Origin of the sequence: Streptococcus mitis (genome assembly GCF_003942765.1) — a bacterium.
Lineage (GTDB): Bacteria > Bacillota > Bacilli > Lactobacillales > Streptococcaceae > Streptococcus > Streptococcus mitis_BE.
The window spans coordinates 166,663-191,672 of the sequence record NZ_RJNW01000002.1; the positions used below are offsets into that span (position 1 = coordinate 166,663).

The window sequence follows — 25,010 nt, forward strand, 5'->3', positions numbered from 1 at the left end:
AATGGGTCTTATATAAGATTCATTCCTTTTCCTTAAATATAAGTTCCACTTTTAGGAGTGGTACTCTTTTTGAGTAGTTTTTTTAAAAAAATTTGTTATGCTAGATTTATGAAGAGAATCAAAATCGACGTGGTAGTACTCCCTTTAAGTGGACATCTCTTCCCAGCCCTGAATTTACTCGCACCTTTGTTGAAGGATCCTTTGTATGATATTCGATTATTCACAGGACCGCAACGAAAAGCTGTCGCAGAGGAGATGGGATTCCAGGTACTTCCTATTTTAGAAAATTTTGTAGATGAGTTTGAGCGTGTAGCCAACAATGAAGGGCAGCTAAATCTTATTTCTGCTTATCGGCAGTTGTCAACTAGTCTGGATTTGATCAATGTAGTGTCAGACCAACTAATACAAGAATGGGAGAAAAATCGACCAGATATTGTTATTGCGGATTTTATAACCCTCTCTGGAGGACTAGTGGCGGAACAGTTGGGAATTCCTTGGATAACAACCATGGCGACACAGTTTGCCATTGAAACGACAGATGGACCGCCTTGTTTCTTTGGAGGAATGGGCAGTCCCAAGAATCCTTTTCAGTCTGCCCAGCAATGGCTAGGAAGAAAAGGGACTCGTTTAGGAAAACGAATCGTAACCTTTTTATTGAGAGAACGCTTGAAACGTTACGATTTTAAGCTCTACAATCAAAAAAATCAGGAAACCATTTATTCACCCTATTCCATCTTGGGAATTGGGATGAAAGAGTTGGAGCTGAAAAGTGGTTTTCCAGAGCACTACCTTTGGGTGGGGCCTTTTGGCTCTTCAATCGAGAGAGCAGAGAATTATCCTCTCGATTTGTCTCCCTATGCAAGTTATAAAAAAGTCCTCGTATCCTGTGGAACTCAGCTAGCGTGGGCTAAAGATAACCTCCTCTACCAGACTCAACAATTGGCAAAAGCCCATCCTGACTGTTATTTTTTTGTGACTCTGGGGTTTGGTGGACAAGACTTCCAATGTGAGGAGCTCATGGACAATGTTTCTGTAGTATCCTATCTTCCCTATAAGGAATACATTCCCCAGATGGACTATGTGATTCATCACGGAGGTGCGGGTATTTTTTACCAATGTATTATCTATGGCAAGCCTGCCTTAATTCTCCCTCATGACTATGATCAGTATGACTATGCGGTTCGCGGGCTAGAGGCAGGGATTGCCCTGACTGCTAAACGAGAGGACACGGAAGCGATTGGACGCGCTTTTGATGAGCTATTGGCTAGAGATGGCTGGTCAGACTTGAACAAACTCAGTCGTGTAGCTCAAGACTACCAGCCAACAGAAATCCTCAAGAATGAAATATATCGACTCTTGGGGGGATAAGGAGAAATAAAATATGAAGAAAGTATTGGTAACAGGTGCTACGGGTTTTCTAGGTAAGTATGTTGTTGAAGAGCTCAGTCAGCATGGCTACCAGGTACGAGCTTTTGGACGTAATCGCAAGGTTGGTCAGTCTTTAGAGAACTCCTCTGTGGCATTTATCCAGGGAGATTTTACCAAGCAAGAGGATCTGACTCAGGCTTGTCAGGGTATGGACATAGTTGTGCATGCTGGAGCTCTTTCTACCGTCTGGGGACCTTGGGAAGATTTCTACCAGACAAATGTCTTAGGGACCAAGTATGTTCTGGATGCTTGTCGAGAGGATGGTATTCAGCGTTTGGTTTATGTGTCCTCGCCTAGCATATATGCTGCGCCTCGAGACCAGATAGCTATCAAAGAAAGCGATGCGCCTCAGGAAAATAATCTGAACAACTATATTCGTAGTAAACTAGCTTCGGAGATGCTGTTTAAGGATTATCCCGATGTTCCGAGTATTATCTTACGACCTCGTGGGCTTTTTGGGATTGGGGATACCAGTATTTTACCTCGGGTTCTTGAACTCAGTCAGAAGATTGGTATTCCCTTGATAGGGGATGGCCGTCAGCTGATGGACATGACCTGTGTGGAAAATGTCGCTCTGGCCATTCGCTTGGCTCTAGAGGCTCCTCAAGCTAGTGGCGAAGTCTATAATATTACCAACGGGGAACCAAGAGCCTTTAAGGATCTTATAGAAGAAACCTTGAGAGGGCTTGGCTATCCGATAACATACAGAAAAGTGCCGGCTCCTCTTCTTTCAGTTATTGCAAGTAGTTTAGAGTTTCTGTATAATATCTTGAAACTTAAAGGTGAGCCGGCTCTAACACGCTATACCTATTACTTGCTGAGGTATAGCCAGACGCTGGACATCAGCAAGGCGGAGCGAGACTTGGGCTATCGTCCTCAAATCAGTATTTCGGAAGGGATTGAACAATATGTCAAAGATTATAGAAAGCATTGATTATTTCCCAGCAGGATATTGCACGAGTTATACAGGTTTGCTATTTAAGGGAATCAAGAATAAAAAGATGACCTTTCCAGCCGGGGTTTTTCTTATCAAACATAGGGAGAAGGGATACCTCCTCTATGATACGGGCTACCATTACGATATTAAGACTCAGATTCGTTATGGTTTCTATCGTTTGGGAACACCTGTTCAAATGACGGAGAAGGACCAGATTTCATATTTGCTGAAAGCTAAGGGAATTAAACCAGAAGAAATTAATTATATCATCCTATCTCACCTGCATCCAGATCATTTGGGAGGGGCTAGCTTCTTCCCTCATGCAACTTTTATCTTGACTCAGGAAGTGTATGATGTTTACAAGAAACCGACACTGAAAGACTTGATTTTCAAGGAATTTTTGCCAGCTTCATTTGAAAAAAATCTAACCATTATTAGAGCTGACCAGCAAGATTCAACCTTTCCCTATCGTCCGACTAGTGACCTTTTTGGAGATGGAAGTATCCTAGTAGCTTCTGTTGATGGGCATGCAAGGGGGCAAGCTTGTCTGTACCTTCCAGACTTTAATCTCCTCATCGCAGCAGATCTCTGTTGGGGAATTGACCTTTTGCCTTACACCAAGCAGATGCTCCTGATTCCTTCCTTGGTTCAGGACAATAAGGCAGACTATATCAAGGGGACAGAGTTTTTGGAGGAAGTCTTGAGAGATGGTATTGAAGTAGTTGTTAGCCATGACCCTGTAGAAAGGATAGAACGTATCATATATGAAAAAAGGAACCTTTCTTAAAACCTTTGTCCAAACTCGCTGGCTTCACAACTTCAAATCTCGAGAAGCTGTAGAGAACTATCAGAAAAAGCAATTAGCTAATTATATGAACTTTTTAAAGCGAGAGTCGCCCTACTTTAAAAATGGGGTTCCTAGCGACTTTGACCATATGGACAAGGCTTTTATGATGGAGCATTTCAACGAGTTCAACACCCAAGGAGTAGATCGGGATGAAGCCTTGGCCTTGGCTATTGAAAGTGAAAAGACTCGTGATTTCACTGAACTCAAAGGTGATGTGGCAGTCGGACTGTCTTCAGGGACATCTGGACATCGGGGGCTTTTTATCACAACGGAGAAAGAGCGAAGTATGTGGGCAGCAGCTATCTTAGCTAAGATGTTACCCAAGGGCCAGCTTTTTGGACACCGAATCGCCTTTTTCCTGAGAGCTGATAATGAACTCTATCAGACCATCAATACGGCACTTATTCGTTTGGAGTATTTTGATATTTTTAAACCTACAGATGTCCATATTGAGCGGCTGAATACCTACCAGCCGACGATTATTGTGGCACCTGCCTCTATGTTGATTGAATTGAGCAAGCGTCTCAAGGCTGGAGAGTTAGCTATCCACCCACAAAAAATCGTTTCGGTGGCAGAGATCTTGGAAGATAATGATAGGGAACTCATCGCAGAAGCCTTTTCTCTATCCATTATTGACCAAGTTTATCAGGCAACCGAAGGTTTCCTAGCTTGCACTTGCTCAGCTGGAAATCTGCATCTCAACGAAGACATTATACTTGTGGAAAAGCAGTATCTGGATGACCGCCGTTTTTATCCAGTGATTACGGACTTTAAACGAAGTAGTCAGCCTGTTTATCGCTACCAGCTCAATGATATCTTGGTTGAAAATCCGAAGACTTGTCCGTGTGGCTCCTGCTATACACGAATTGACAAGGTCGAAGGACGCTCTGACGACATCTTCTATTTCGATGGACTGGATGGGGGACAGGTGACCATCTATCCAGACTTTATCAGACGTTGCATCCTCTTTGTGGAGAATATAGGAGATTACCAAGTCAAACAATATTCTGAGAAGTTAGTGGAAGTTTGTCTAAACCAACGAGATGAGAGCATGGAGACAGCTATTTTAGTACAGTTTCAACTCCTGGCCCAGCAAAAGCAGTTTATAGTTCCCGAAATTCAATTTTCAGATTATCACTGGGATACTAGCCATAAACTCAAACGAATCCAACGTTTATGAAAGGATAAAAGACAATGACAGAAGTAAAAAGACATATAGAAATTGCAGGATATGGTGTTTGCCTTCCAAAGCATACCGTCCAATTCAAAGACCAGACGCGTTATCGTGTAGTTGAAAATGAAGAAACGCAGTTAGATTTAGCAGAGGTAGCAATTCAGAGAGCACTCGAATATGCAAACTTAGATATTAAAGATATCGATTGCCTTGTATCAGCTAGTGCAGTTGGTGTTCAGCCTATTCCTTGTACGGCTGCCTTGATTCATGAGCGCGTGGCAAAAGGACTCTCAATCCCAGCTATGGATATCAATACGACCTGTACTAGCTTTATTTCTGCTCTATCGACTATGTCCCACTTGATCGAGGCAGGCGAATACAATCGTGTCTTAATTGTGTCTAGTGAGGTTGGTAGTTTAGGGCTCAATCCTAAGCAAAAAGAAAGTTTTGAACTCTTTAGTGATGGGGCGGCAGCCTTTATTTTCCAAAAAAGCCATCAGGAAAAAGGGGTCATTGCTAGTCTCCAACGTACTTGGTCAGAAGGAGCACACGATACGGAGATTCGTGGAGGTCTGACTTCTTTTCAACCAAAAGAGTACTCTGAAGCGACTAAGACCAACTATATGTTTGATATGAAAGGTAAGAAAATTCTCCTCTTATCTGCTCGTAAAATTCCAGTCATGTTTGAAGAGTTTCAAGAAAAAACGCAGCTAGCATTGTCAGATGTGGACTATATTATTCCCCATCAAGCAAGTCGTGCCCTTCCTTTAGTTATGGAAAAACTAGGTGTTGCGGAGGGACAATATCTCAATCTTGTCACTGATTATGGAAATATGGTGTCAGTATCTGTACCGTTTGGCTTGGCTTATTCATTAGAACAAGGGCTTGTTAAGGAGGGAGATGTCATCTATCTTATGGGAACTGCAGCCGGTATGACGGTCAATATGTTGGCTCTCAAACTGTAATACGCATATGAGATCATAATGGTTGAAACTTTAGCAAGAGTAAATTGTTGCCATCTAGCTATGAACTGATGTATACTAGTGGAAACATCTATTAATTAGGTGGTTAGGGGGAAGGTTAAAAGAAAGGGGATGTATGAAATATAGAAAATTTCAATTATTGATGTCCAAGTATGGCTTTAGTCTTTCGATTATGTTACTTGAACTTTGTCTTGTTTTTGGTCTCTTTCTCTATTTAGGGCGCATGGCCCCTATTCTATGGGTAATTGTCTTAATTTTTATGAGTATGGCGACTATTGTCGCAATTGTCAATCGTTCAATGGCGCCTGAAAGTAAAGTCATGTGGTTAGTGGTAACTTTTGTTCCTGTCATCGGGCCCTTGCTCTATCTGATGTTTGGTGAAAGGCGATTGTCCAAAAAAGAAATCAAGCAGTTGGATAAACTTGGTTCCATGCATTTTCGGGAGGATAACAGTAAAGCTCTCCGCCAGAAATTGAAGGAAGATGATAAGGCGGCTTACGGAGTTATCAAATCTTTGCTAAGTATGGATAGCAATGCCGATGTCTATGATCGAACAGATTCACAATTCTTTTCTTCGGGTGAAAGCATGTGGCAACATATATTGGAAGACCTCAAGAAAGCTGAGAAATTTATCTTTCTAGAGTACTATATTGTCGAAGAAGGTCTGATGTGGAATAGCATACTAGATATACTAGAGCAAAAGGCAGCTCAGGGTGTAGAGGTCAAGATGCTCTATGATGATATCGGTTGTATGGCGACTTTACCTGGAGACTATACTGTTCAGCTTCGTAGTCGAGGAATTGAAGCCCATAAGTTTAACAAGGTGATTCCTCGTTTGACGGTAGCTTATAATAATCGAGACCATCGTAAAATCCTTGTTATAGATGGTCAGGTAGCTTATACAGGAGGCATTAACTTAGCCGATGAGTATATCAACCATGTAGAACGCTTTGGTTATTGGAAGGATAGTGGGATTCGCATAGATGGCCCTGGTGTCAAGGCTCTAACCCGTCTCTTTTTGATGACTTGGTACATCAATCGTGGGGAAATCAGTGATTTTGACCAGTATCACTTGGAAAATCAGCCTCGTTCTAGCCAAGGGCTCTGTATTCCCTATGGTAGTGGTCCCAAGCCCATCTTCCGTACTCAGGTAGGGAAAAAAGTCTATCAAAGTTTGATTAATCAGGCTACTGACTCAGTCTATATCACAACACCCTATTTGATTATTGACTATGATTTAACTGAGAGTATTAAAAACGCGGCCATGAGGGGTGTTGATGTTCGCATCGTGACTCCTTTCATTCCAGATAAAAAATTAATCCAACTCATTACAAGAGGGGCCTATCCGGATTTGTTGTCAGCAGGAGTAAGGATTTTTGAGTATAGTCCAGGCTTCATCCACAGTAAACAAATCTTAGTGGATAAGGACTTTGCTGTAGTTGGAACGATTAATTTAGATTATAGAAGTTTACTTCATCACTATGAAGATGCAGTTTTGCTATATAAAACGGCATCAATCACAGAGATTCAAAAAGACTTTCAGGAGATTTTTTCAGTATCGCAAGAAATTTTCCCTCATACGATAAAAAATAGCTGGTATCAGAAATTGATTAAGGAAATTGCCCAGTTATTCGCCCCAATCTTATAAGAAATCTAGGACTTAGGATACAACCCAGTCCTATTTTTCTTGCCTTTTACGAATAAGAAGATATAGGAGGAACGATGCTGACTCAGAAAGAATTGGATTATATCATGTCATTTAAACAGACGCATTTACACCGATTTCGGGAAATTGAAACCTTTGTGAAACTATGCAAAAAATCGCTCAAACACCCATCGCAAGCTGACAATTTTAGGTCTTTTTGATATACTAAGACAGATAAATTGAATAGGAGAAACGATATGGCTGTATATGGCAGAATCGAAGAAGTATCCGAAACGATACAGAGTAATGAAATTGAAAATAGACTGGATAGGAACCTTGAATCTCATGTAGAAAAAGAAGAACAGGTAGCTTTCCCGTTTTTCAGACTCATCATTGGAAGTACGATTGCAACGGTTTTTTCTGTGGTGATACCTTTACTTTTAGATATGGTAGGTCCCTCTCAGGCGCAGGATTTGTATATAGGGTGGGCTTTACATCAGGGAGGACAGCTTTACAGTAGCTATTATGCAAGTCAAGGTCTTCTTTATTACTTACTACTTTATATTACCCAAGGAGGCATCCTTTTTGCCTTGGTAGAATGGCTAGCCCTCTTAGGAGGAGGTTATTTCCTCTTTTCTTCAACCGACTATCTGACGGGACAAAGGGAACAAGTCAAACAACTCCTAACCATATTTTATATCTTGGTGTCTGGTCTTGGTTTTGGAGGAGGTTATGCTACTATCTTAGCTCTGCCATTCCTGTTTGCAGGATTTTCATTCATAGCAGCTTATCTATCAAATCCTAATCATGACAAGGGATTTCTACGTCTGGGGATCTTTTTGGGCCTATCATTTTTCATAGAGCCTCTTACAAGTCTTCTCTTTGCTGTAGTAGTAACGATTGGTTTATTTGTCTTTAATGTTGGGCATGGTCGTTTTGTCCATGGAGTTTATCAGTTTTTTGCAGCGGCACTTGGTTTTTCTCTCATCTTTTACCCAGTAGGCTACTATGTGCTTACTTCAGGTGGTTTTGGAGAAGCTATAGGAAGTCTTTTGTATCCGATTGATTCCCTTCAGGTCTTTACCAATCCTCAACTAATGGATAATGTTGTATTCTATGGTTTGTTGACCTTTGGTTTAGGAGCTCTCTTCCTTGTTTTTCTAGGATTGTTCCAATCAAAGGCATCAAGATTATATGTTATTTCAGTACCAGCTAGTTTTGCTTTCTTATTTGTATTAGCCTTGTTGCTTTTTTCTCAAGAACCTCTTCACGGTTCGCGTTTGATTCTAATCCTTCCGTCTTTACTCCTTCTTTTGATGACCAGTATTCGTGGGAAACACTCAGCTAGAGGAGCTCGTCGTCGGAGAAGAGAGGAGGTTCCAACTTTATGGAAAAAATTCATGAAGGGAAATCTCTACCTACCTATCCTAGTGGTGGTTTATCTGATTGCTATTCCTTTTGTGGCTCGTTTTGTCTTGCATCCAGCTTCTTATAGAGAACAACATCAAGTGGTAGATAGAGTCAAACAAGAGACGAGTGATGGTGACCAAATCTATATTTGGGATTCACATGTTCAGATGTATAAAGAAAGCCAGCGTTTGGCTGGATCCATGTTCCCATCACCTCTTCTTTACACGAGTACAGAAGAGAATAAAACTAGTTTAATCAATGACTTGAAAGAAAACCAACCAAAGATGATTGTGGTAAACGACAAGGTGGCTCTCTGGCCTGAGGCGGAGACACTCTTAAAAGAAAATTACCAACAAGTAAAGACTGATTACTCAGAGTTTAAAGTCTATAAAATCAAATAGTCAAATCAATATCTTGTGGATTTTTAAAAATTTTAGGATTTTTAACACAAGATATTGATTTTTCTTTTTAGAGTGGTATAATACTTTTTAGATATCACATTTTAGAAAAGAGCATGAATATGATTGCACTAGAAGAAAAAATTACAATTTTGCCAACTCTCTTCGTTGAAAAACGAGATGGGAGACGTGTTGTATTTGATGTGGATAAGATTGACAAGGCTCTCCACAAGGCTGCTGACAAGGTTATGGACGTGACACCCTTAGTTGAAAAGCGCCTAAATGCTCTGACCGAGCGAATTGTCACAGAAATTCATAGTCGTTTTCCACAGGGGGTTAAGATTTATGAAATCCAAAATATCGTAGAACATGAACTCCTTGAAGCCAAAGAATATGCGCTAGCTGAGGAGTATATTACTTATCGGACACAGAGGGATTTTGAGCGTTCAAAAGCGACGGATATCAACTTTAGCATCCATAAACTTCTCAACAAAGACCAGGCCGTTGTCAATGAGAATGCTAATAAAGATAGTGATGTCTTTAACACTCAGCGTGATTTGACAGCAGGTATTGTTGGGAAATCAATCGGACTGCAAATGCTTCCTAAGCACGTAGCCAATGCCCACCAAAAAGGGGATATCCACTATCATGATTTGGACTACAGCCCCTATACACCTATGACCAACTGCTGTTTGATTGATTTCAAGGGGATGTTGGAAAATGGTTTTAAGATTGGAAATGCAGAGGTAGAAAGTCCCAAGTCTATCCAGACTGCGACAGCTCAGATTTCCCAAATCATCGCCAACGTGGCTTCTAGCCAGTACGGCGGTTGTTCAGCTGACCGTATCGATGAAGTCTTGGCGCCTTATGCAGAGAAGAATTACCAAAAACACTTTAAGGATGCGGAAGAGTGGGTTTTGCCTGAAAAACAGGAAGATTATGCCTGGAAGAAAACGCAAAAAGACATCTATGATGCCATGCAATCTCTTGAGTATGAAATCAACACCCTCTTCACTTCAAATGGTCAAACACCTTTTACTTCACTAGGTTTTGGTCTAGGAACCAATCGTTTTGAGCGGGAAATTCAAAAAGCTATTTTAAACATTCGCATTAAGGGGCTTGGTTCGGAACATCGTACGGCTATCTTTCCTAAACTCATTTTTACTCTGAAACGAGGTCTCAACTTAGAGGAAGGAACTCCCAACTATGACATTAAGCAGTTGGCTCTAGAATGTGCAACTAAACGGATGTATCCAGACGTCTTGTCTTACGATAAGATTATCGAATTGACTGGTTCTTTCAAGGTTCCTATGGGTTGCCGTTCGTTTCTTCAAGGGTGGAAGGATGAAAATGGTGTAGAAGTCAATTCAGGCCGTATGAATCTGGGTGTTGTGACGGTTAACCTGCCTCGTATTGCTCTTGAGTCTGAGGGCGACATGAATAAGTTCTGGGAAATCTTCAATGAGCGGATGAATATCGCTGAAGATGCTCTGGTTTACCGTGTCGAACGGACCAAGGAAGCGACACCAGCCAATGCTCCTATCCTTTATCAATACGGTGCTTTTGGCCACCGTCTAGGTAAAGAAGAAAGTGTTGACCAGCTCTTTAAGAATCGTCGGGCAACTGTTTCGCTGGGTTACATCGGTTTGTACGAAGTGGCTACTGTCTTCTTTGGAAATAGTTGGGAACACAATCCAGAAGCCAAGGAATTCACGCTGGATATCATTCGTGATATGAAACGCCGTGTAGAAGAGTGGTCTGACCAATATGGCTACCATTTCTCTATCTACTCAACACCATCTGAAAGTTTGACAGACCGTTTCTGCCGACTAGATACAGAGAAGTTTGGTTCTATTCCTGATATTACAGACAAGGAGTACTACACCAACTCTTTCCACTACGATGTTCGTAAAAATCCAACACCGTTTGAAAAATTAGACTTTGAGAAAGTCTATCCGGAAGCAGGTGCGTCAGGTGGTTTCATCCATTATTGTGAGTATCCAGTCCTTCAGCAAAATCCAAAGGCCTTGGAAGCTGTTTGGGACTATGCCTATGACCGTGTCGGTTATCTAGGGACCAATACTCCGATCGATCGCTGTTACAAGTGTGACTTTGAAGGGGATTTTGAACCAACTGAAAGAGGATTTGCTTGTCCTAACTGTGGGAATAGGGATCCTAAAACAGTAGACGTTGTTAAACGGACTTGTGGCTATCTTGGCAATCCTCAAGCAAGACCTATGGTTAACGGCCGTCACAAGGAAATCGCAGCGCGTGTCAAACACATGAATGGTTCAACGATTAAAATAGCTGGCCATCAAGTAACAAATTAGAAAGAAATGAAATGGGAAAATATCAATTAGACGATAAGGGGCGCGCACAAGTGACCCGTTATCACGAGAAACACTCTAAAGGTGGAGCTGGTAAGAAAGAACGTTTGCTCAACCTCAGAGAACAATTTTTAAACAAGAATAAGAAAAAATAAAAGTGAGAGTCAGCTCTCGCTTTTCTCTTAGTGGGAGGTAAGAATGGAACTACGAAGACCAAGATTAGCAGATAAAGTAACAGTTTTAGAGATGATGGCAGAGTTTGAAAAATATCAGTCGCCTCACGACGGTGGTTTCTGGGATACAGAGAACTTTGTGTATGAAGAGTGGTTGGAAACAAATATGCAAAAAGAGATGGGGATAAACTTGCCTGAAAATCGTGTTCCTTCTATTCAATTTGTATCATTTGATAATGTAGGTCGTGCTCTAGGCTTTTTGAATCTGCGATTGAGACTGAATGAGGGGTTATTGAATTATGCTGGCCACATTGGCTACTCCATTCGTCCATCAGAAAGAGGCAAAGGTTATGCTAAAGAGACTCTCCGTCAGGGCTTGCAAGTTGCTAAGGAAAAGAACATCAAGAGAACGCTTGTGACCTGTAGCGTGAATAATCCTGCTAGCAGAGCAGTCATTTTAGCAAATGGTGGGCTTCTTGAGGATGTTCGTAATGGAGTCGAGCGTTATTGGATAGAGGTAGCGAATGAATAATCCAAAACCACAAGAATGGAAAAGCGAAGAACTCAGTCAAGGGCGGATTATTGATTACAAGGCCTTCAACTTTGTAGATGGAGAGGGTGTGCGTAACTCCCTCTATGTATCAGGTTGCATGTTTCACTGCGAGGGTTGTTATAATGTAGCGACCTGGTCCTTCAATGCTGGCATTCCCTATACAGCAGAATTAGAAGAACAGATCATGGCTGATCTCGCTCAACCTTATGTTCAAGGCTTGACCTTGCTGGGAGGGGAGCCCTTTCTCAATACGGGTATTCTTTTGCCGCTCATTAAGCGCATTCGAAAGGAATTGCCAAATAAGGATATCTGGTCCTGGACGGGATACACTTGGGAAGAAATGATGCTGGAGACCTCAGATAAACTGGAACTCTTATCACTGATTGATATTCTGGTTGATGGACGGTATGATCGAACTAAGAGAAATCTCATGCTCCAGTTTCGAGGTTCGTCCAATCAACGCATCATCGATGTGCAAAAATCGCTCAAAAGTGGGCAAGTAGTGATTTGGGACAAACTCAATGATGGAAAAGAAAGCTATGAACAGGTGAAGAGAGAGTAACTTTCTTCCATAAAATACTTAAATAAATGACCTGTCAAAAAAGAAAACATTTTCATGTTAAAAATTTTAAAAAACAGCAACAAATCCCTTGCAATCGCAGGGGCTTTGTGTTATTCTATTATGGTGCTGTAAATTACAGCCTTAGCTTTGATGCAAGAGGTTGCGACACGCTCGGTTGCATTGCCACGCAACACCGCGTCGGTTTTCTTGTGGAGCTAGCCTATTATCTTAAATAGACGAAAAGGAGAAAAAGATGGCAAACAAAAAAATCCGTATCCGTTTGAAAGCTTACGAACACCGTACGCTTGACACAGCGGCTGCAAAAATCGTAGAATCAGCTACTCGTACAGGTGCACAAGTTGCGGGTCCAATCCCACTTCCAACTGAGCGTAGCCTCTACACAATTATTCGTGCGACTCATAAATACAAAGACTCTCGCGAACAATTTGAAATGCGTACACACAAACGTTTGATCGATATCGTTAACCCAACTCAAAAAACAGTTGATGCTTTGATGAAATTGGATCTTCCAAGTGGTGTAAACGTAGAAATCAAACTTTAATCTAAAGCTTGATACCTTGAGCATAAAAAACGCTCGTTAAAAACTTTTTGAATAAAAAAATATAGAAAAGGAACTATTTTCTCATGACAAAAGGAATCTTAGGGAAAAAAGTGGGAATGACTCAAATCTTCACTGAAGCTGGCGAATTGATCCCTGTAACAGTTATTGAAGCAACTCCAAACGTTGTTCTTCAAGTTAAAACTGTTGAAACAGACGGATACAACGCTATCCAAGTTGGTTTCGATGACAAACGCGAAGTATTGAGCAACAAACCTGCTAAAGGACATGTAGCGAAAGCTAACACGGCTCCTAAGCGCTTCATTCGTGAATTCAAAAACGTTGAAGGCTTGGAAGTTGGCGCTGAAATCACAGTTGAAACATTCGCAGCTGGAGATGTTGTTGACGTAACTGGTACTTCTAAAGGTAAAGGTTTCCAAGGTGTTATCAAACGCCACGGACAATCACGTGGACCAATGGCTCACGGTTCTCGTTACCACCGTCGTCCAGGTTCTATGGGACCTGTTGCACCTAACCGCGTATTCAAAGGTAAAAACCTTGCAGGACGTATGGGTGGTGACCGCGTAACAATTCAAAACCTTGAAGTTGTACAAGTTGTTCCAGAAAAGAACGTTATCCTTATCAAAGGTAACGTACCAGGTGCTAAGAAATCTCTTATCACTATCAAGTCAGCAGTTAAAGCTGGTAAATAATAAGGAAAGGGGAATACAGTCAAAATGGCAAATGTAACATTATTCGACCAAACTGGTAAACAAGCGGGCGAAGTTGTTCTTAACGATGCAATCTTTGGTATCGAACCAAACCAATCTGTTGTGTTTGATGTGATCATCAGCCAACGTGCTAGCCTTCGTCAAGGAACTCACGCAGTTAAAAACCGCTCAGCTGTTTCAGGTGGCGGACGCAAACCATGGCGTCAAAAAGGAACTGGACGTGCTCGTCAAGGTTCTATCCGCTCTCCACAATGGCGTGGTGGTGGAATCGTCTTCGGACCAACTCCACGTAGCTATGCGTACAAACTTCCTCAAAAAGTTCGTCGCCTTGCGCTTAAATCTGTTTACTCAGAAAAAGTTGCTGAAAATAAATTTGTAGCCGTTGATTCTCTTGAATTTACAGCTCCAAAAACTGCTGAATTTGCAAAAGTTCTTGCAGCTTTGAGCATCGATTCTAAAGTCCTTGTTATTCTTGAAGAAGGAAACGAATTCGCAGCTCTCTCAGCTCGTAACCTTCCAAACGTGAAAGTTGCGACTGCTACAACTGCAAGTGTTCTTGACATCGCAAATAGTGACAAACTTCTTGTTACTCAAGCAGCTATCTCTAAAATCGAGGAGGTTCTTGCATAATGAATTTGTATGATGTTATCAAAAAACCTGTAATCACTGAAAGCTCAATGGCTCAACTTGAAGCAGGAAAATATGTATTTGAAGTTGACACTCGTGCACACAAACTTTTGATCAAGCAAGCTGTTGAAGCTGCTTTCGAAGGTGTTAAAGTTGCTAATGTTAACACAATTAACGTAAAACCAAAAGCTAAACGTGTTGGACGTTACACTGGTTTTACTAACAAAACTAAAAAAGCTATCATCACACTTACAGCTGATTCTAAAGCAATCGAGTTGTTTGCTGCTGAAGCTGAATAATCTAAGGAGGAAATATCGTGGGAATTCGTGTTTATAAACCAACAACAAACGGTCGCCGTAATATGACTTCTTTGGATTTCGCTGAAATCACAACAAGCGCTCCTGAAAAATCATTGCTTGTTGCATTGAAGAGCAAGGCTGGTCGTAATAACAACGGTCGTATCACAGTTCGTCACCAAGGTGGTGGACACAAACGTTTCTACCGTTTGGTTGACTTCAAACGTAACAAAGACAACGTTGAAGCAGTTGTTAAAACAATCGAGTACGATCCAAACCGTTCTGCAAACATCGCTCTTGTACACTACACTGACGGTGTGAAAGCATACATCATCGCTCCAAAAGGTCTTGAAGTAGGTCAACGTATCATTTCAGGTCCAGAAGCAGATATCAAAGTCGGAAACGCTCTTCCACTTGCTAACATCCCAGTTGGTACTTTGATCCACAACATCGAGTTGAAACCAGGTCGTGGTGGTGAATTGGTACGTGCTGCTGGTGCATCTGCTCAAGTATTGGGTTCTGAAGGTAAATACGTTCTTGTTCGTCTTCAATCAGGTGAAGTTCGTATGATTCTTGGAACTTGCCGTGCTACAGTTGGTGTTGTCGGAAACGAACAACACGGACTTGTAAACCTTGGTAAAGCAGGACGTAGCCGTTGGAAAGGTATCCGCCCAACAGTTCGTGGTTCTGTAATGAACCCTAACGATCACCCACACGGTGGTGGTGAAGGTAAAGCACCAGTTGGTCGTAAAGCACCATCTACTCCATGGGGCAAACCTGCTCTTGGTCTTAAAACTCGTAACAAGAAAGCGAAATCTGACAAACTTATCGTTCGTCGTCGCAACGAGAAATAATATTAAACTAGTCGCTTAAGTAACTAGTAAATCCGCCAGCTCGGTAGCGCTCCATAGGAGCGCAAGCCGCTGTGGTACAACATTTAAAGGAGAAAATATAAAAATGGGACGCAGTCTTAAAAAAGGACCTTTCGTCGATGAGCATTTGATGAAAAAAGTTGAAGCTCAAGCTAACGACGAAAAGAAAAAAGTTATTAAAACTTGGTCACGTCGTTCAACGATCTTCCCAAGTTTCATTGGTTACACTATTGCAGTTTATGACGGTCGTAAACACGTACCTGTTTACATCCAAGAAGACATGGTAGGTCACAAACTTGGTGAATTTGCACCAACTCGTACTTACAAAGGTCACGCTGCAGACGACAAGAAAACACGTAGAAAATAAGGAGAACATAAATGGCAGAAATTACTTCAGCTAAAGCAATGGCTCGTACAGTACGTGTTTCACCTCGTAAATCACGTCTTGTTCTTGATAACATCCGTGGTAAAAGCGTAGCCGATGCAATCGCAATCTTGACATTCACTCCAAACAAAGCTGCTGAAATCATCTTGAAAGTTTTGAACTCAGCTGTAGCTAACGCTGAAAACAACTTTGGTTTGGATAAAGCTAACTTGGTAGTATCTGAAGCATTCGCAAACGAAGGACCAACAATGAAACGTTTCCGTCCACGTGCGAAAGGTTCAGCTTCACCAATCAACAAACGTACAGCTCACATCACTGTAGCTGTTGCAGAAAAATAAGGAGGTAAAATCGTGGGTCAAAAAGTACATCCAATTGGTATGCGTGTCGGCATCATCCGTGATTGGGATGCCAAATGGTATGCTGAAAAAGAATACGCGGATTACCTTCATGAAGATCTTGCAATCCGTAAATTCGTTCAAAAAGAACTTGCTGACGCAGCAGTTTCAACTATCGAAATCGAACGCGCAGTAAACAAAGTTAACGTTTCACTTCACACTGCTAAACCAGGTATGGTTATCGGTAAAGGTGGTGCTAACGTTGATGCACTCCGCGCAAAACTTAACAAATTGACTGGAAAACAAGTACACATCAACATCATCGAAATCAAACAACCTGATTTGGATGCTCACCTTGTAGGTGAAGGTATTGCTCGTCAATTGGAGCAACGTGTTGCTTTCCGTCGTGCACAAAAACAAGCAATCCAACGTGCAATGCGTGCTGGAGCTAAAGGAATCAAAACTCAAGTATCAGGTCGTTTGAACGGTGCAGATATCGCCCGTGCTGAAGGATACTCTGAAGGAACTGTTCCACTTCACACACTTCGTGCAGATATCGATTACGCTTGGGAAGAAGCAGATACTACATACGGTAAACTTGGTGTTAAAGTATGGATCTACCGTGGTGAAGTTCTTCCAGCTCGCAAAAACACTAAAGGAGGTAAATAACCAATGTTAGTACCTAAACGTGTTAAACACCGTCGTGAATTCCGTGGAAAAATGCGCGGTGAAGCAAAAGGTGGAAAAGAAGTAGCATTCGGTGAATACGGTCTTCAAGCTACAACTAGCCACTGGATCACTAACCGCCAAATCGAAGCTGCTCGTATCGCCATGACTCGTTACATGAAACGTGGTGGTAAAGTTTGGATTAAAATCTTCCCACACAAATCATACACTGCTAAAGCTATCGGTGTGCGTATGGGATCTGGTAAAGGGGCACCTGAAGGTTGGGTAGCACCAGTTAAACGTGGTAAAGTGATGTTCGAAATCGCTGGTGTATCTGAAGAAATCGCTCGCGAAGCGCTTCGTCTTGCTAGCCACAAATTGCCAGTTAAATGTAAATTCGTAAAACGTGAAGCAGAATAAGGAGAAGGCATGAAACTTAATGAAGTAAAAGAATTTGTTAAAGAACTTCGTGGTCTTTCTCAAGAAGAACTCGCGAAGCGCGAAAACGAATTGAAAAAAGAATTGTTTGAACTTCGTTTCCAAGCTGCTACTGGTCAATTGGAACAAACAGCTCGCTTGAAAGAAGTTAAAAAACAAATCGCTCGTATCAAAACAGTTCAATCTGAAGCGAAATAATAGACTAGGGAAGGAGAAATTTCAATGGAACGCAATAATCGTAAAGTTCTTGTTGGACGTGTTGTATCTGACAAAATGGACAAGACAATCACAGTTGTAGTTGAAACAAAACGTAACCACCCAGTCTATGGTAAACGTATTAACTACTCTAAAAAATACAAAGCTCATGATGAAAACAATGTTGCCAAAGAAGGCGATATCGTACGTATCATGGAAACTCGTCCGCTTTCAGCTACAAAACGTTTCCGTCTTGTAGAAGTTGTTGAAGAAGCGGTCATCATCTAATCAAACCTGAAAGGAGAAAACTGAAATGATTCAAACAGAAACTCGTTTGAAAGTCGCAGACAACAGCGGTGCTCGCGAAATCTTGACTATCAAAGTTCTTGGTGGTTCAGGACGTAAATTTGCAAACATCGGTGATGTTATCGTGGCATCTGTAAAACAAGCTACTCCTGGTGGTGCGGTTAAAAAAGGTGACGTTGTTAAAGCAGTTATCGTTCGTACTAAATCAGGTGCTCGTCGTGCTGATGGTTCATACATCAAATTTGACGAAAACGCAGCAGTTATCATCCGTGAAGACAAAACTCCTCGCGGAACACGTATCTTTGGCCCAGTTGCACGTGAATTGCGTGAAGGTGGCTTCATGAAGATCGTGTCACTTGCTCCAGAAGTACTTTAATTTTTAGAAACAAACTAGTCCCCTGGATTTACCTCCAGGGTGCCCTTATGGGCGTAAGAAAAATCAAGGAGAAACCTAATGTTTGTAAAAAAAGGCGACAAAGTTCGCGTAATCGCTGGTAAAGATAAGGGAACAGAAGCTGTTGTCCTTACTGCCCTTCCAAAAGTAAACAAAGTTATCGTTGAAGGTGTTAACATCGTTAAGAAACACCAACGTCCAACTAACGAGCTTCCTCAAGGTGGGATCATCGAGAAAGAAGCAGCTATCCACGTATCAAACGTTCAAGTATTGGACAAAAATGGTGTAGCTGGTCGTGTTGGTTACAAATTTGTAGACGGTAAAAAAGTTCGCTACAACAAAAAATCAGGCGAAGTGCTTGATTAATCACGAAGGAAAGGAGAAGTATAATGGCAAATCGTTTAAAAGAAAAATATCTTAATGAAGTAGTTCCTGCTTTGACAGAACAATTCAACTACTCATCAGTGATGGCTGTGCCTAAAGTAGATAAGATCGTTTTGAACATGGGTGTTGGTGAAGCTGTATCAAACGCTAAAAGCCTTGAAAAAGCTGCTGAAGAATTGGCACTTATCTCAGGTCAAAAACCACTTATCACTAAAGCTAAAAAATCAATCGCCGGCTTCCGTCTTCGTGAAGGTGTTGCGATCGGTGCAAAAGTTACCCTTCGTGGTGAACGTATGTACGAATTCTTGGATAAATTGGTTTCAGTTTCACTTCCACGTGTACGTGACTTCCACGGTGTTCCAACAAAATCATTTGATGGACGCGGAAACTACACACTTGGTGTGAAAGAACAATTGATCTTCCCAGAAATCAACTTCGATGACGTTGACAAAACTCGTGGTCTTGACATCGTTATCGTAACAACTGCTAACACTGACGAAGAGTCACGTGCATTGCTTACAGGCCTTGGAATGCCTTTTGCAAAATAATATAGGAGGTAAATCTAATGGCTAAAAAATCAATGATTGCTAAGAACAAACGTCCAGCGAAGTTCTCTACTCAAGCTTATACTCGTTGTGAAAAATGTGGTCGTCCACATTCAGTTTACCGCAAATTTAAACTTTGCCGTGTTTGCTTCCGTGAATTAGCTTACAAAGGACAAATCCCTGGTGTAACAAAAGCATCTTGGTAATATCATGATACAAAGAGCGTAACAACCACAGCAAAAATAGGAAATTTGGTGTAGGAGCGATGCTCCAAAACCAATTTATCTTTTTTGCCCAGGTTGTAGCTCGTGTTCAAATAAGAGTTTTCTCATTTGAATGTATCAGTACTATCTGAGCCTAGCTCAATCATTAACTAGCAAGTGCAACTTGCAAACTACTAGTAAGAGGAGAAAAACAAAATGGTTATGACTGACCCAATCGCAGACTTCCTAACTCGTATTCGTAACGCTAACCAAGCTAAACACGAAGTACTTGAAGTACCTGCATCAAACATCAAAAAAGGGATTGCTGAAATCCTTAAACGCGAAGGTTTTGTAAAAAACGTTGAAATCATCGAAGATGACAAACAAGGCATCATCCGTGTATTCCTTAAATACGGACCAAACGGTGAAAAAGTTATCACTAACTTGAAACGTGTTTCTAAACCAGGACTTCGTGTCTACAAAAAACGTGAAGACCTTCCAAAAGTTCTTAACGGACTTGGAATTGCTATCCTTTCAACTTCTGAAGGTTTGCTTACTGATAAAGAAGCACGCCAAAAGAATGTTGGTGGAGAAGTTATCGCTTACGTTTGGTAATTGATGATGTGAGAGCGTTAAAAGAATGCAGTGAAAATAGGAAGTTTGTAGCAGGAGCGATGCTCCAAGACAAACTTATCTTTTTCACCAAATTCTTAGCTCGAACTCAAATCAAGATACAAAGCTCGTAAAGAACAAAGCAAAATTAGGAAGTTGGAGAAGTTTGTTTACAAACAAGCCAACTTATCTATTTTGCACAGTTCTTAGAGCGTGTTCAGTTCAGCTCTTGAACTAAATAAGTATCTGAACCCCGTGAAAACTGGCCGTTATGGCCTGACAATTTAACAGGAGAAAATAAACATGTCACGTATTGGTAATAAAGTTATCGTGTTGCCTGCTGGTGTTGAACTCACTAACAATGACAACGTTGTAACTGTAAAAGGACCTAAAGGAGAACTTACTCGTGAGTTCTCAAAAGATATTGAAATCCGTGTGGAAGGTACTGAAGTAACTCTTCACCGTCCAAACGATTCAAAAGAAATGAAAACTATCCACGGAACTACTCGTGCCCTTTTGAACAACATGGTTGTTGGTGTATCAGAAGGATTCAAGAAAGAACTTGAAATGCGCGGGGTTGGTTACCGTGCACAACTTCAAGGATCTAAACTTGTTTTGGCTGTTGGTAAATCTCATCCAGACGAAGTTGAAGCTCCAGAAGGAATTACTTTTGAACTTCCAAACCCAACAACAATCGTTGTTAGCGGAATTTCAAAAGAAGTAGTTGGTCAAACAGCTGCTTACGTACGTAGCCTTCGTTCGCCAGAACCATATAAAGGTAAAGGTATCCGTTACGTTGGTGAATTCGTTCGCCGTAAAGAAGGTAAAACAGGTAAATAATGTTGAGTGGTTGAGTCTCAACCACCAACCTATTTTCCAACTTTGTGCATAGCACACGATTTAAAACTAAAGAGGTGAAAACTGTGATTTCAAAACCAGATAAAAACAAACTCCGCCAAAAACGCCACCGTCGCGTTCGCGGAAAACTCTCTGGAACTGCTGATCGCCCACGTTTGAACGTATTCCGTTCTAATACAGGCATCTACGCTCAAGTGATTGATGACGTAGCGGGTGTAACGCTCGCAAGTGCTTCAACTCTTGATAAAGAAGTTTCAAAAGGAACTAAAACTGAACAAGCCGTTGCTGTCGGTAAACTCGTTGCAGAACGTGCAAACGCTAAAGGTATTTCAGAAGTGGTGTTCGACCGCGGTGGATATCTATATCACGGACGTGTGAAAGCTTTGGCTGATGCAGCTCGTGAAAACGGATTGAAATTCTAATAGGAGGACACTAGAAAATGGCATTTAAAGACAATGCAGTTGAATTAGAAGAACGCGTAGTTGCTGTCAACCGTGTTACAAAAGTTGTTAAAGGTGGACGTCGTCTTCGTTTCGCAGCTCTTGTTGTTGTTGGTGACCACAACGGTCGCGTAGGATTTGGTACTGGTAAAGCTCAAGAAGTTCCAGAAGCAATCCGTAAAGCAGTAGATGATGCTAAGAAAAACTTGATCGAAGTTCCTATGGTTGGAACAACAATCCCACACGAAGTTCTTTCAGAATTCGGTGGAGCTAAAGTATTGTTGAAACCTGCTGTAGAAGGTTCTGGAGTTGCCGCTGGTGGTGCAGTTCGTGCCGTTGTGGAATTGGCAGGTGTGGCAGATATTACATCTAAATCACTTGGTTCTAACACTCCAATCAACATTGTTCGTGCAACTGTTGAAGGTTTGAAACAATTGAAACGCGCTGAAGAAGTTGCTGCCCTTCGTGGTATTTCAGTTTCTGATTTGGCATAAGAAAGGGGATAAAATGGCTCAAATTAAAATTACTTTGACTAAGTCTCCAATCGGACGCATTCCATCACAACGTAAAACTGTTGTAGCACTTGGACTTGGCAAATTGAACAGCTCTGTTATTAAAGAAGATAACGCTGCTATCCGTGGTATGATCACAGCAGTATCTCACTTGGTAACAGTTGAAGAAGTAAACTAATGAATTTTTAGGGGATGTGCACTATACCATCCCCTAAAACTAGATATAGTCATCTATGATGACGTCGTATAGGCGAGTTGATGGGGGAGACAACCTTTTCTCCCTTATCGGCGCTAGCATTTTACAAAAGAGGAGAAAATAAAAATGAAACTTCATGAATTGAAACCTGCAGAAGGTTCTCGTAAAGTACGTAACCGCGTTGGTCGTGGTACTTCATCAGGTAACGGTAAAACATCTGGTCGTGGTCAAAAAGGTCAAAAAGCTCGTAGCGGTGGCGGAGTTCGCCTTGGTTTTGAGGGTGGACAAACTCCATTGTTCCGTCGTCTTCCAAAACGTGGATTCACTAACATCAACGCTAAAGAATACGCAATTGTGAACCTTGACCAATTGAACGTCTTTGAAGATGGTGCTGAAGTTACTCCAGTTGTTCTTATCGAAGCAGGAATTGTTAAAGCTGAAAAATCAGGTATTAAAATTCTTGGTAACGGTGAGTTGACTAAGAAATTGACTGTGAAAGCAGCTAAATTCTCTAAATCAGCTGAAGAAGCTATCACTGCTAAAGGTGGTTCAGTAGAAGTCATCTAAGAGAGGTGACCTATGTTTTTTAAATTATTAAGAGAAGCTCTTAAAGTCAAGCAGGTTCGATCAAAAATTTTATTTACAATTTTTATCGTTTTGGTCTTTCGTATCGGAACTAGCATTACAGTTCCTGGTGTGAATGCCAATAGCTTGAATGCTTTAAGTGGATTATCCTTCTTAAACATGTTGAGCTTGGTCTCAGGGAATGCCATGAAAAACTTCTCAGTTTTTGCTCTTGGTGTTAGCCCCTACATTACGGCCTCTATTGTTGTCCAACTCTTGCAAATGGATATTTTACCCAAATTTGTAGAGTGGGGTAAACAAGGGGAAGTAGGTCGAAGAAAATTGAATCAAGCTACTCGTTATATTGCTCTAGTTCTCGCTTTTGTGCAATCTATCGGGATTACAGCTGGTTTTAATACTTTAGCCGGAGCTCAATTGTTGAAAACAGCTCTTACTCCACAAGTCTTTATCATGATTGGTATCATCTTAACAGCTGGTAGTATGATTGTGACTTGGTTGGGAGAGCAAATTACAGATAAGGGGTACGGAAATGGTGTTTCTATGATTATCTTTGCCGGGATTGTTGCCTCAATTCCAGAGATGATTCAGGGCATCTATGTGGACTACTTTGTGAACGTCCCAAGTAGCCGTATTAACTCATCTATCATTTTCGTAATCATTTTGATTATTACTGTATTGTTGATCATTTATTTTACAACTTATGTTCAACAAGCAGAATACAAAATTCCAATCCAATATACTAAGGTTGCACAAGGTGCTCCATCTAGCTCTTACCTTCCTTTGAAGGTAAACCCTGCTGGAGTTATCCCTGTTATCTTTGCAAGTTCGATCACTGCAGCGCCTGCGGCTATTCTTCAGTTTTTGAGCGCCACAGGTCATGATTGGGCCTGGGTAAGAACAGCACAAGAAATGCTGGCAACAACTTCACCAACTGGTATTGCCATGTATGCTTTGTTGATTATTCTCTTTACATTCTTCTATACGTTTGTACAGATTAATCCTGAAAAAGCGGCAGAAAACTTACAAAAGAGCGGTGCTTATATCCATGGAGTTCGTCCTGGTAAAGGTACAGAAGAATATATGTCTAAACTTCTTCGTCGTCTTGCAACTGTTGGTTCTCTCTTCCTTGGTGTGATTTCTATTTTACCGATCGTAGCAAAAGACGTTTTCGGACTTTCAGAGGCAGTTGCTTTTGGAGGAACTAGTCTTTTGATCATTATCTCTACAGGTATTGAAGGAATCAAACAATTGGAAGGTTACCTGTTGAAACGTAAGTATGTTGGTTTCATGGACAGAACAGAATAAAAGTATTTACTAAGTCAGTAAATGCTGAGGGAGTGGAGGTTTAACTCTAACATTAGTGAGAGTTTGGTCTCCCCTCTTCTATTTTGTTTTTAAATAGGGGCGAAAAGACTTTTTGCTTCTATTTAAAAATAAAATAAGGAGATCAAATCATGAATCTTTTGATTATGGGCTTACCTGGTGCAGGTAAGGGAACTCAAGCAGCAAAAATCGTAGAACAATTCCATGTTGCACATATCTCAACAGGTGATATGTTCCGTGCTGCTATGGCAAATCAAACTGAAATGGGTGTTCTTGCCAAGTCATACATTGACAAGGGTGAATTGGTTCCTGACGAAGTTACAAATGGGATCGTAAAAGAACGTCTTTCACAAGATGATATTAAAGAAACAGGATTCTTGTTGGATGGTTACCCACGTACAATCGAACAAGCTCATGCCTTGGACAAAACATTGGCTGAACTTGGCATTGAACTAGAAGGTGTCATCAACATTGAAGTGAACCCTGACAGCCTCTTGGAACGTTTGAGTGGCCGTATCATCCACCGAGTAACTGGAGAAACTTTCCACAAGGTCTTTAACCCACCAGTTGACTATAAAGAAGAAGATTACTACCAACGTGAAGATGATAAGCCTGAGACAGTAAAACGTCGTTTGGATGTGAATATTGCTCAAGGGGAACCAATCATTGCTCACTACCGTGCCAAAGGTTTGGTTCATGACATCGAAGGTAATCAAGATATCAATGATGTCTTCTCAGATATCGAAAAAGTATTGACAAATTTGAAATAAAGCGTTTTTCACACTTGCAAAAATCCGCTACAAATGTTATACTGAGATAGTCTGACTTATAATTGTTGTCTCTGTGTCTAGAGGCATCGAATCGAAATTTATGGAGGTGCTTTTGCGTGGCAAAAGACGATGTGATTGAAGTTGAAGGCAAAGTAGTTGATACAATGCCGAATGCAATGTTTACGGTTGAACTTGAAAATGGACATCAGATTTTAGCAACAGTTTCTGGTAAAATTCGTAAAAACTATATTCGTATTTTAGCGGGAGATCGTGTTACTGTCGAAATGAGTCCATATGACTTGACACGTGGACGTATCACTTACCGCTTTAAATAATCGAAA

General features: G+C 41.1%; 35 protein-coding genes. All 35 read left to right on the plus strand.

All coding sequences use genetic code 11. From position 1 onward, the window contains the following. Positions 1 to 108 precede the first annotated feature (108 nt). The 35 genes from D8849_RS04625 (at position 109) to infA (ending at position 25,004) form a co-directional block, all read left to right on the plus strand. Entirely contained in the window at positions 109 to 1,368 is a 1,260-nt protein-coding gene (locus tag D8849_RS04625; RefSeq protein WP_125386344.1) for a glycosyltransferase, read from the plus strand. Between the two features lie 13 nt (positions 1,369 to 1,381). After that, positions 1,382 to 2,362, plus strand: a complete 981-nt coding sequence (locus D8849_RS04630; protein ID WP_125386345.1) for an NAD-dependent epimerase/dehydratase family protein — start codon at positions 1,382 to 1,384, stop codon at positions 2,360 to 2,362. Continuing rightward, entirely contained in the window at positions 2,337 to 3,152 is an 816-nt protein-coding gene (locus D8849_RS04635; protein WP_042751751.1) for an MBL fold metallo-hydrolase, read from the plus strand. Before D8849_RS04630 ends, D8849_RS04635 begins: the two co-directional genes overlap by 26 nt. After that, a complete protein-coding gene (locus D8849_RS04640) occupies positions 3,130 to 4,392 on the plus strand; it encodes a F390 synthetase-related protein (protein ID WP_125386346.1) in 1,263 nt (420 codons plus the stop codon). Before D8849_RS04635 ends, D8849_RS04640 begins: the two co-directional genes overlap by 23 nt. Positions 4,393 to 4,406: 14 nt before the next feature. Further along, entirely contained in the window at positions 4,407 to 5,351 is a 945-nt protein-coding gene (locus tag D8849_RS04645) for a 3-oxoacyl-[acyl-carrier-protein] synthase III C-terminal domain-containing protein (protein WP_125386347.1), read from the plus strand. A gap of 133 nt (positions 5,352 to 5,484) precedes the next feature. Next, complete coding sequence (gene cls, locus D8849_RS04650; RefSeq protein WP_125386348.1) at positions 5,485 to 7,017, plus strand: cardiolipin synthase; 1,533 nt, start codon at positions 5,485 to 5,487, stop codon at positions 7,015 to 7,017. A 254-nt stretch (positions 7,018 to 7,271) separates the two neighbouring features. After that, positions 7,272 to 8,825 (plus strand): damage-inducible protein CinA, encoded by a 1,554-nt coding sequence (locus D8849_RS04660; protein WP_125386349.1) that lies wholly within the window; start codon positions 7,272 to 7,274, stop codon positions 8,823 to 8,825. A gap of 119 nt (positions 8,826 to 8,944) precedes the next feature. Further along, entirely contained in the window at positions 8,945 to 11,152 is a 2,208-nt protein-coding gene (gene nrdD, locus D8849_RS04665) for an anaerobic ribonucleoside-triphosphate reductase (protein ID WP_181897289.1), read from the plus strand. An 11-nt stretch (positions 11,153 to 11,163) separates the two neighbouring features. Next, positions 11,164 to 11,304, plus strand: coding sequence for a hypothetical protein (locus D8849_RS04670; protein WP_000521618.1), 141 nt, complete (start codon positions 11,164 to 11,166; stop codon positions 11,302 to 11,304). A 43-nt stretch (positions 11,305 to 11,347) separates the two neighbouring features. Further along, positions 11,348 to 11,854 carry a GNAT family N-acetyltransferase gene (locus tag D8849_RS04675; RefSeq protein ID WP_115904521.1) on the plus strand — a complete coding sequence of 169 codons (507 nt, stop codon included), beginning with the start codon at positions 11,348 to 11,350 and terminating at the stop codon, positions 11,852 to 11,854. Continuing rightward, a complete protein-coding gene (gene nrdG / locus D8849_RS04680) occupies positions 11,847 to 12,437 on the plus strand; it encodes an anaerobic ribonucleoside-triphosphate reductase activating protein (protein WP_125386351.1) in 591 nt (196 codons plus the stop codon). Before D8849_RS04675 ends, nrdG begins: the two co-directional genes overlap by 8 nt. 253 nt (positions 12,438 to 12,690) lie before the next feature. Then, positions 12,691 to 12,999: a 30S ribosomal protein S10 gene (rpsJ, locus tag D8849_RS04685; protein WP_001284513.1), complete on the plus strand. Its 309-nt coding sequence runs from the start codon at positions 12,691 to 12,693 to the stop codon at positions 12,997 to 12,999. 83 nt (positions 13,000 to 13,082) lie between these two features. Continuing rightward, positions 13,083 to 13,709 (plus strand): 50S ribosomal protein L3, encoded by a 627-nt coding sequence (rplC, locus tag D8849_RS04690; RefSeq protein ID WP_000160197.1) that lies wholly within the window; start codon positions 13,083 to 13,085, stop codon positions 13,707 to 13,709. 24 nt (positions 13,710 to 13,733) lie between these two features. Next, the gene (rplD, locus tag D8849_RS04695; RefSeq protein ID WP_000024549.1) at positions 13,734 to 14,357 is read left to right on the plus strand and encodes a 50S ribosomal protein L4; all 624 of its coding nucleotides are present in this window, start codon (positions 13,734 to 13,736) and stop codon (positions 14,355 to 14,357) included. Beyond that, a complete protein-coding gene (locus D8849_RS04700; RefSeq protein ID WP_001055347.1) occupies positions 14,357 to 14,653 on the plus strand; it encodes a 50S ribosomal protein L23 in 297 nt (98 codons plus the stop codon). Before rplD ends, D8849_RS04700 begins: the two co-directional genes overlap by 1 nt. A gap of 17 nt (positions 14,654 to 14,670) precedes the next feature. Continuing rightward, complete coding sequence (gene rplB / locus D8849_RS04705) at positions 14,671 to 15,504, plus strand: 50S ribosomal protein L2 (protein WP_125386352.1); 834 nt, start codon at positions 14,671 to 14,673, stop codon at positions 15,502 to 15,504. Between the two features lie 103 nt (positions 15,505 to 15,607). After that, positions 15,608 to 15,889, plus strand: a complete 282-nt coding sequence (gene rpsS, locus D8849_RS04710; RefSeq protein WP_000533766.1) for a 30S ribosomal protein S19 — start codon at positions 15,608 to 15,610, stop codon at positions 15,887 to 15,889. A gap of 11 nt (positions 15,890 to 15,900) precedes the next feature. Beyond that, complete coding sequence (rplV, locus tag D8849_RS04715; RefSeq protein WP_000818137.1) at positions 15,901 to 16,245, plus strand: 50S ribosomal protein L22; 345 nt, start codon at positions 15,901 to 15,903, stop codon at positions 16,243 to 16,245. A gap of 12 nt (positions 16,246 to 16,257) precedes the next feature. Next, positions 16,258 to 16,911, plus strand: a complete 654-nt coding sequence (gene rpsC, locus D8849_RS04720; RefSeq protein ID WP_000529936.1) for a 30S ribosomal protein S3 — start codon at positions 16,258 to 16,260, stop codon at positions 16,909 to 16,911. 3 nt (positions 16,912 to 16,914) lie between these two features. Further along, complete coding sequence (gene rplP / locus D8849_RS04725; RefSeq protein WP_000960946.1) at positions 16,915 to 17,328, plus strand: 50S ribosomal protein L16; 414 nt, start codon at positions 16,915 to 16,917, stop codon at positions 17,326 to 17,328. A gap of 9 nt (positions 17,329 to 17,337) precedes the next feature. Then, positions 17,338 to 17,544, plus strand: coding sequence for a 50S ribosomal protein L29 (gene rpmC, locus D8849_RS04730; RefSeq protein ID WP_000772918.1), 207 nt, complete (start codon positions 17,338 to 17,340; stop codon positions 17,542 to 17,544). A gap of 24 nt (positions 17,545 to 17,568) precedes the next feature. Then, entirely contained in the window at positions 17,569 to 17,829 is a 261-nt protein-coding gene (gene rpsQ, locus D8849_RS04735) for a 30S ribosomal protein S17 (protein ID WP_000440801.1), read from the plus strand. A gap of 25 nt (positions 17,830 to 17,854) precedes the next feature. Beyond that, the gene (rplN, locus tag D8849_RS04740; RefSeq protein WP_000616545.1) at positions 17,855 to 18,223 is read left to right on the plus strand and encodes a 50S ribosomal protein L14; all 369 of its coding nucleotides are present in this window, start codon (positions 17,855 to 17,857) and stop codon (positions 18,221 to 18,223) included. Positions 18,224 to 18,301: 78 nt separating this feature from the next. Continuing rightward, the gene (gene rplX, locus D8849_RS04745) at positions 18,302 to 18,607 is read left to right on the plus strand and encodes a 50S ribosomal protein L24 (protein WP_000497691.1); all 306 of its coding nucleotides are present in this window, start codon (positions 18,302 to 18,304) and stop codon (positions 18,605 to 18,607) included. A 23-nt stretch (positions 18,608 to 18,630) separates the two neighbouring features. Beyond that, a complete protein-coding gene (gene rplE, locus D8849_RS04750; protein ID WP_000013542.1) occupies positions 18,631 to 19,173 on the plus strand; it encodes a 50S ribosomal protein L5 in 543 nt (180 codons plus the stop codon). Positions 19,174 to 19,190: 17 nt separating this feature from the next. After that, a complete protein-coding gene (locus D8849_RS04755) occupies positions 19,191 to 19,376 on the plus strand; it encodes a type Z 30S ribosomal protein S14 (protein ID WP_001085697.1) in 186 nt (61 codons plus the stop codon). A 213-nt stretch (positions 19,377 to 19,589) separates the two neighbouring features. Then, entirely contained in the window at positions 19,590 to 19,988 is a 399-nt protein-coding gene (rpsH, locus tag D8849_RS04760; RefSeq protein ID WP_000245504.1) for a 30S ribosomal protein S8, read from the plus strand. A gap of 300 nt (positions 19,989 to 20,288) precedes the next feature. Continuing rightward, positions 20,289 to 20,825 carry a 50S ribosomal protein L6 gene (gene rplF / locus D8849_RS04765; protein ID WP_000086640.1) on the plus strand — a complete coding sequence of 179 codons (537 nt, stop codon included), beginning with the start codon at positions 20,289 to 20,291 and terminating at the stop codon, positions 20,823 to 20,825. 83 nt (positions 20,826 to 20,908) lie between these two features. Then, a complete protein-coding gene (gene rplR, locus D8849_RS04770) occupies positions 20,909 to 21,265 on the plus strand; it encodes a 50S ribosomal protein L18 (protein WP_000624044.1) in 357 nt (118 codons plus the stop codon). 17 nt (positions 21,266 to 21,282) lie between these two features. After that, the gene (gene rpsE, locus D8849_RS04775; protein WP_000874202.1) at positions 21,283 to 21,777 is read left to right on the plus strand and encodes a 30S ribosomal protein S5; all 495 of its coding nucleotides are present in this window, start codon (positions 21,283 to 21,285) and stop codon (positions 21,775 to 21,777) included. Positions 21,778 to 21,790: 13 nt separating this feature from the next. Then, positions 21,791 to 21,973 carry a 50S ribosomal protein L30 gene (rpmD, locus tag D8849_RS04780; RefSeq protein ID WP_000057241.1) on the plus strand — a complete coding sequence of 61 codons (183 nt, stop codon included), beginning with the start codon at positions 21,791 to 21,793 and terminating at the stop codon, positions 21,971 to 21,973. Between the two features lie 144 nt (positions 21,974 to 22,117). Continuing rightward, a complete protein-coding gene (rplO, locus tag D8849_RS04785) occupies positions 22,118 to 22,558 on the plus strand; it encodes a 50S ribosomal protein L15 (RefSeq protein ID WP_000766087.1) in 441 nt (146 codons plus the stop codon). Between the two features lie 12 nt (positions 22,559 to 22,570). Beyond that, positions 22,571 to 23,881 (plus strand): preprotein translocase subunit SecY, encoded by a 1,311-nt coding sequence (secY, locus tag D8849_RS04790; protein ID WP_000465403.1) that lies wholly within the window; start codon positions 22,571 to 22,573, stop codon positions 23,879 to 23,881. Positions 23,882 to 24,030: 149 nt separating this feature from the next. Then, a complete protein-coding gene (locus tag D8849_RS04795) occupies positions 24,031 to 24,669 on the plus strand; it encodes an adenylate kinase (RefSeq protein ID WP_001050436.1) in 639 nt (212 codons plus the stop codon). Between the two features lie 116 nt (positions 24,670 to 24,785). Then, positions 24,786 to 25,004 (plus strand): translation initiation factor IF-1, encoded by a 219-nt coding sequence (gene infA, locus D8849_RS04800; RefSeq protein WP_001029883.1) that lies wholly within the window; start codon positions 24,786 to 24,788, stop codon positions 25,002 to 25,004. Positions 25,005 to 25,010 lie beyond the last annotated feature (6 nt).